5 protein-coding genes and 2 pseudogenes are annotated in these 5208 nt (G+C 76.6%); all 7 read right to left on the bottom strand.

The window, feature by feature from the left end; genetic code table 11:
* A pseudogene (locus GTW67_RS03435) lies at positions 1 to 659 on the bottom strand (D-beta-D-heptose 1-phosphate adenosyltransferase); the annotation flags it as partial.
* Entirely contained in the window at positions 656 to 1255 is a 600-nt protein-coding gene (locus tag GTW67_RS03430; RefSeq protein WP_161163305.1) for a D-sedoheptulose-7-phosphate isomerase, read from the bottom strand. The pseudogene GTW67_RS03435 and the gene GTW67_RS03430, both read right to left, overlap by 4 nt.
* Positions 1255 to 2472 (bottom strand): glycosyltransferase, encoded by a 1218-nt coding sequence (locus GTW67_RS03425; RefSeq protein ID WP_161163304.1) that lies wholly within the window; start codon positions 2470 to 2472, stop codon positions 1255 to 1257. Before GTW67_RS03425 ends, GTW67_RS03430 begins: the two co-directional genes overlap by 1 nt.
* Positions 2469 to 3419 (bottom strand): glycosyltransferase, encoded by a 951-nt coding sequence (locus GTW67_RS03420; protein ID WP_161163303.1) that lies wholly within the window; start codon positions 3417 to 3419, stop codon positions 2469 to 2471. Before GTW67_RS03420 ends, GTW67_RS03425 begins: the two co-directional genes overlap by 4 nt.
* Positions 3416 to 4405, bottom strand: coding sequence for a glycosyltransferase family 9 protein (locus GTW67_RS03415; protein WP_161163302.1), 990 nt, complete (start codon positions 4403 to 4405; stop codon positions 3416 to 3418). Before GTW67_RS03415 ends, GTW67_RS03420 begins: the two co-directional genes overlap by 4 nt.
* Entirely contained in the window at positions 4402 to 5028 is a 627-nt protein-coding gene (locus GTW67_RS03410; RefSeq protein ID WP_161163301.1) for a D-glycero-alpha-D-manno-heptose-1,7-bisphosphate 7-phosphatase, read from the bottom strand. The genes GTW67_RS03415 and GTW67_RS03410 overlap by 4 nt, the downstream gene beginning before the upstream one ends.
* Positions 5025 to 5208 (bottom strand): annotated as a pseudogene (locus GTW67_RS03405) (transferase); the annotation flags it as partial. The gene GTW67_RS03410 and the pseudogene GTW67_RS03405, both read right to left, overlap by 4 nt.

The following is a 5208-nucleotide window of genomic DNA, read 5'->3' as shown; positions in this document are numbered from 1 at the left end:
ACCGCGGCCACCCGCCAGTCGCGGACCAGCGCGGCGGCGTGGTGCGCGGCGGCGCGCAGTCCGCCGCCGGCGTCGCCGTCCTGCGGTGCGAAGCCGTGGGCCTCCTTCTCGGCGGGCGTCACCAGCCGGGTGCCGGGCACCGGGGCGCCCCCGCGCGGATGCGGGTCCCAGACCAGCGGCGGGCGGGCGGCGAGCACGTCCCGCAGGGCGTCCGCCGTGCCGCGCCCGTAGTCGGAGACCAGCACGGCCCGCGCGGACCGCAGCGCCGTACGCGCCTCGTCGGTGGCCTCGCGGGCCCGGCCGCCGCCGCGGTCGAGGCGGACGACGGGGCGGTCCTGGGCGAGGACGCGGGTCTTCTCGGGCAGCGTCCCGGTCAGCGGCAGCGGGACCAACGTCAGCCACGGATCCAGCAGTTCGCGCAGGACCCGGCTCGCGGGGTCGTCGCCGACGCCCGCGACCAGCGTGACCTCACGGCCGTCGCGTGCGGCGAGGTAGGCGGCGAGCGCTGCGCCGCCGGGCCGCACCCGCTCGGCGCACCCGGACACCACGGGTACGGGCGCGTCGGGCGCGAGCCGGTCGGCGGAGCCGGTCAGGTCGCGGTCGAGCAGGGCGTCGCCGACCACGACCAGCGGGGTCCTGTCAGCCGTGCGCCGCGTCACCTCCGGGTCCTCCTGCCGGGCAGGCCCCGTTCCAGGGCGGCGTCGAAGGCCGCGCAGATCATGTGCACGGCGACCAGGTGGATCTCCTGGACGGTGGCCGTCGAGGGGGCGTCGACGCACAGGGACTCGTCGCTGCCCGCCATCAGCGGGTTCGGGGCGCAGCCGGTGAGGGCCCAGACCCGGACGCCGGACGCGCGGGCGGCGTCGGCGGCGGAGAGCAGGTTCGCGCTGGCGCCGGACGTGGACAGCAGCATCAGCACGTCGCCGTCGCGGCCGTGGGCGCGCACCTGGCGGGCGAACACCTCGTCGACGCCGTAGTCGTTGGCGATCGCGGTCGTGCTGGACGTGTCGGCGTGCAGGGCGATCGCGGAGAACGGCGGCCGGTCGTCGCGGTACCGTCCGACGAGTTCGGCGGTCAGGTGCTGGGCCTGCGCGGCGCTGCCGCCGTTGCCCGCGGCGAGCAGCCTGCCGCCGCCGGACAGGACGGCCGCGAGGCGTTCGCCCCAGCGTTCGGTGATGTGCGCGGAGGCGCGGAACGCCCGCAGCGCCTCCTGGAGTTCGTCGCAGTGCCCGACGACGGGCGGGTGCACGGTCATCACGCCACCTCCGTGGCCAGGGCGTGGTCGGCGACCGTCAGCCGGTACACCTGTTCCGCGCCGTCAGCGACGCGCCGCCACGTGTAGTGCTGGAGGACGCGTTCGCGGCCGGCCGCGCCGTAGCGGCGGCGCAGCTCCTCGTCGGCGAGGAGTTCGCAGGCGGCCTCGGCGATCGCGTCCGGTTCCTGCGGGGTGACGAGCCGGCCGGTGACGCCGTCGGCGACGGAGTCGCGGTGGCCGCCGACGTCGGTGGCGAGGACGGGCACGCCGCAGGCCATGGCCTCCAGCGGAACGATGCCGAAGGGCTCGTAGAGCGGGGTGCACAGCACCAGGTCGGCGCTGCCGATCAGGGCGGGCATGTCGCGCGGGTCGACCGCGCCGAGCAGCCGGATCCGGTCGGCGACGCCGGCCCGGCGGGCGAGCGCGGTCAGGCGCTGTGCCTCGGGGTCGGCGTCCACGGCGTCGGACGGCGGGCCGCCCGCGACGAGGAGTTCGGTGTCGGGGACGTCGACGAGGGCCTGGATCGCCTGGTCGTAGCCCTTGCGGGGCACCAGCCGGCCGCAGGCGAGCAGGCGGTGCCGCTGCCGTCGGGCGGGGGTGCGGCCGGAGGCGGCGCCGGGGCGGAAGTGCCCGGCGTCGACGCCGCAGGGCACGACGGACACCTGCCGGGGCGGTACGCCCATGTCGCCGAGTTCCACGACCTCGTCGGTGCAGGTGGCCAGGACCCGTTCGCAGGCGCGGCCGATCTGCCGCTCGATGCCGATGCGCTCGTACGGGCTGGTGTCCCGCATGCCCTGGTGGCGCCGCTTGACGGTGCCGAGGGCGTGGAAGGTCTGCACGAGGGGGATGCCGTGCGGTCCGGTGCCGGCCTGGGAGGCCAGGCCGGACATCCAGAAGTGGGCGTGGACCACGTCGGGCCGCTCGCGGCTCCACGCGCGCGCCAGGTACGCGCCGAAGACCGGCATGTGCGGGAACAGGTCGTCCTTGGGGACGACCTCGGCCGGTCCGGCCGGCACGTGCTCCACGATGCCGCCGCCGGGCAGCGGCACCCGGTCGGGCAGGTCGAGCGAGTCACGGCGGGTGTAGACCGTGACGTCGTGGCCGCGTTTGGCCAACTCCTCGGTGAGACGGGCCACGTAGACGTTCTGTCCACCGGCGTCGACGCCGCCGAGCGCGGCGAGCGGACTCGCGTGCTCGGACACCATGGCGATCCTCATCGGGTCACCTCCTTCAGCAGCCGCTCCCAGTCGTCCAGGAAGCGGGACAGCCCGTAGCGGGACAGGGCCGCCGCACGGGCGCCGTCGCCGACGGTCCGCGCGTACAGCGGGTCGGCGAGGAAGTCGCGTACGGCGTCGGTCAGTACGTCGATCCGGTTGGAGACGACCCCGGCGCCCGGGGGCACGGCCTCGGTGACCTCCGTGGTGGCGAGCGCGACCACGGGCATGCCCAGGTGCATGGCCTCCAGCAGGGACAGGCCGAGGGAGGTCCAGCGGACGGGGTGGACGTAGACGCGCCGGCGGGCCAGCTCGGTGTGCAGGTCGCGCTGGACGACGTCCTGGGTGCGGCAGCGCTCGGGGTCGACGCCGAGGTGGGCGGCGAGTCCCTCGGTGCGCATGCCGAACACGTCGAGCGGGGCGGCGCGCGCGAACTCGGGGAGCAGGTCGGTGCCGGTCGTACGGCCGCGCCGGATCGGTTCGTTGACGACGACGGCGGCGCGGTCCAGCTCGCCGGTCCAGCGGTGGCCGGGGTCGACGATGCCGTGCTCGACGACGGTGGTCCGGGTGGAACCCGCGTCCCACATCAGCCGGTTGAAGTGGGTGACGTGGACGAGGGTGACGCCGGGGATGTCGGCGGCGGGGTGCCGGGTGTCGGGGACGTCCCCGTCGGGGGCGTTGTGCTCCAGGTAGACCAGGGGCGGGCGGCGGCCCAGCCACCGGTCGACCAGGGCGAGTTCGTGGGGGCGCTGGAGGATCACGAGGTCGATGTCCTCGTCCCGCAGCTTCTCGGGCGGCACCTCGATCACCGACTCGGGCCAGTCCCAGGTCCGGGCGCGGCCGAGGCCGTCGGGTCCGCGGTCGGGGGTGACGGGGACGAGGCAGGTGTGCGGGCCCTGCACGAAGGCCGTGGTCCACGACCCGTGCACGTGCCAGATGAGGATCCTCATGTCTCCCCCATCAGTTTCTCGACGGCGGCCGCCACGTCGGTGGCCGTGACGGTGTTCAGGCAGGGGTGGCCGGGGACGGGGCAGTCCCGGGCCCTGCTGTCGGCGCAGGGCGCGTCCTGGTCGCCGAGCAGGACGTACGGGACGCCGTACGGCCGCCAGCGCTCGGCCGGTACGACCGGTGCGAACAGGGACACGACGGGGGTGCCGACGGCGGCGGCGAGGTGGGCGGGCGCGGTGTTGCCGGTGACGACGACGGACGCGCCGGCGAGGACGGCGGCCAGCTCGGGGGCCTCGGTGCGGCCGCCGAGGTCGGTGCCGTGCGCGCCGGCGACGTGGGCGGTGAGGCCGCGTTCGTCGGGGCCGCCGGTGACCAGGACGCGGTGTCCGGCGGCGGCGAGTTCGCGTACGGCCTCGGCGCAGCGCTCGGGGCTCCAGGCGCGGGCGGGGACGCTGGCGCCGGGGTGCAGGACGACGTAGGGGCCGGGGCCGGTGAGGGCGTCGGCGGGGGGTGTCGGGCGCACCAGGAGCCGCCCGTCGTCGGGGCGCGGGAAGCCGGCGGCCTCGGCGAGGTCGAGGGCGGCCTCGGCCTCGTGGGCGTCCGGGGCGCGTCTGTGGCGCAGGTCGAGCAGGGAGCCGGGGTAGTCCACGCTGTCCGCGGCGATGTACCGGACGCCGGCCAGGCGCAGCACCAGGGCGGTGGGCAGCGGGGACTGGTGGAAGGAGGTGAGGACCAGCGCGGTGTCGGCGTCGATCCGCTCCACCAGGGCGTCGATGTCGTCCCGGCTGACGTCGGGCGGCTCGAACCCGCCCCAGGGCGCGTCCCACACCAGCACCTCGTCCACGCCGGGCAGCAGCCGGGCCGCGGGTGCGCCGCGCGGTCCGCACAGCAGGGTGACGTGGTCGGCGCGGGCGGCGACGGCCCGTACGGCGGGCCCGGCGAGCAGCACGTCGCCGAAGCTGTCGAGCCGGCTGACGAGGGCCTTCATCGCGGCCTCCCACGGGTGTCGACGCCGACGACGGGGTGTGCACCGGCGCCTTCGGCGAACGCCGCCCGCACCGGGCGTTCGTCCACCAGGACCCCGCCCTTCGGTACGCCGGTGACGAGGGCGCGGGCGGCGGTCAGGACGTCGGGGGCGACGTGGGGCGCGGCGGCCGTCTCCTCGGGGCGGGTCCGCGCGTTCGGGACGAGGATGCCGTGGGCGCCCGCCCGTGCCGCGGCCTCGACGTCGGCGCCGATGTCGCCGACGACGACGCAGTCGGCCGGTGCGGTGCCGAGGCGGCCGGCCGCCCACTGGACCATGCCGGGCCGCGGCTTGCGGCACGGGCAGCCGTCGTCGGGGCCGTGCGGGCAGACCGCCCAGACGTCGAAGGGGCCGATCAGCTCGTCGACGCGCCGGTTGACGCGGCGGACGTCGGCGTCGGTGACCAGGCCGCGGGCGATGCCGGACTGGTTGGTGACGACGCCGACGCGGATGCCGTGCGCGCGCAGCAGCGCCACCGCCTCGCGGGCGCCGTCGACGGGCCGGACCCGTGCGGGGTCGCCGTTGTAGGGGACGTCGTGGACGAGGGTGCCGTCGCGGTCGAAGAGCACCGCCTCGACGCGGCTCATGCGGCCACCTCCTGCCAGGCGCGGGCGCCGCGGTGCCGCCACAGTCCGCTCAGCCGGTGCCAGGTCGCGGCGGGCGGGATGAGCGCGCTGGTGGCGAGCATGGTCGTCACCTCGTGCCGGGTGCGCGGCCCGGGGGCGATGCGGGCCCAGGCGAACTCGGCGGTGCCCGCGGCCCAGCCG

The sequence above is a fragment of the Streptomyces sp. SID5910 genome (assembly GCF_009862125.1).
Lineage (GTDB): Bacteria > Actinomycetota > Actinomycetes > Streptomycetales > Streptomycetaceae > Streptomyces.
Note: the sequence above shows the minus strand (reverse complement) of the source record. Positions and strands in the feature narration are given on the sequence as shown.

Coding starts and splice junctions, on each gene's coding strand:
- GTW67_RS03430 (WP_161163305.1), bottom strand. CDS start 1,255: ATGACCGTGCACCCGCCCGTCGTCGGGCACTGCGACGAACTCCAGGAG.
- GTW67_RS03425 (WP_161163304.1), bottom strand. CDS start 2,472: ATGAGGATCGCCATGGTGTCCGAGCACGCGAGTCCGCTCGCCGCGCTC.
- GTW67_RS03420 (WP_161163303.1), bottom strand. CDS start 3,419: ATGAGGATCCTCATCTGGCACGTGCACGGGTCGTGGACCACGGCCTTC.
- GTW67_RS03415 (WP_161163302.1), bottom strand. CDS start 4,405: ATGAAGGCCCTCGTCAGCCGGCTCGACAGCTTCGGCGACGTGCTGCTC.
- GTW67_RS03410 (WP_161163301.1), bottom strand. CDS start 5,028: ATGAGCCGCGTCGAGGCGGTGCTCTTCGACCGCGACGGCACCCTCGTC.